Source organism: Benzoatithermus flavus, from assembly GCF_037908215.1.
Taxonomy (GTDB): Bacteria; Pseudomonadota; Alphaproteobacteria; order Geminicoccales; family Geminicoccaceae; genus Benzoatithermus; species Benzoatithermus flavus.
Genome location: NZ_JBBLZC010000084.1, coordinates 1 through 745, shown reverse-complemented (window position 1 = coordinate 745; position 745 = coordinate 1). Strand labels below are relative to the sequence as shown.

Here is a 745-nt window from a genome sequence, read left to right as displayed (position 1 = left end):
ACGGGTGTTTCGCCTTTACCGTCACGGTAAACATTCCTTCCGGCGTCAACGCCGCATTCACCCCGGTCGCCACCGGATAGACGGCTTCGATGCGGCCGTCGCGGACGAGCGCGAGCTTATTGATCGCTTTGTTCACAATGACAAGCGGCTTCGCCTCCGCCGCTGTCTGAAAAGGAGCCCCCAATACGGCGGCGATCACGAGACAAATGGCCAACCATACCCGCATATCCGTCCATCCTTTGCTTAAGCGTTTGGCTATAGTGTGCGCCAAAACGGATGGACATATGCCCTGCATCATGCCTTCAGCCGCTGCGGTTTTCGTTCGTTTCCGAGATGGAATTCGCTTTTGATGATTAAATATCGCTCCAATTCGCGCACCAAATGAAACAACGCCGCCCGCTCTTCAAACTGTTCGCGCGTCGTTGGCAGCGGCATCGCCTTAAACTGTTCGCGCATCTCGGCAAGGCGCCGCAAAAACCGATCGGCCGTATTTCCCGGGTGAATGGCGTCGCTTAATTCGTCGATAAAATCGGCGACCATCATCCGCTGCTCGACCGTGTAGACAAGCGATGTCACAAGCGGAAGCATATGCTCGATGACTTCCAACTGCCGCTCGCGCATGCGGAAGTAGCGGACATATTCATCCTCATTCCGCCATAATTGATTGTCGGCGTGGCGCATGGCGAGCTTTTTCGCTTTGTCGAGCGTCTCCGCCGCAAGCGGCAGCTCCTTCCCATCCCAATCA

General features: G+C 55.8%; 1 protein-coding gene and 1 pseudogene. Both read right to left on the bottom strand.

The features are described 5' to 3' along the window. The coding region (locus U1T56_RS24160) for a L,D-transpeptidase (protein ID WP_418162043.1) at positions 1–226 on the bottom strand (226 nt) is incomplete at its 3' end. 68 nt (positions 227–294) lie between these two features. Beyond that, positions 295–745, bottom strand: a pseudogene (locus tag U1T56_RS24155) (aromatic acid exporter family protein); the annotation flags it as partial.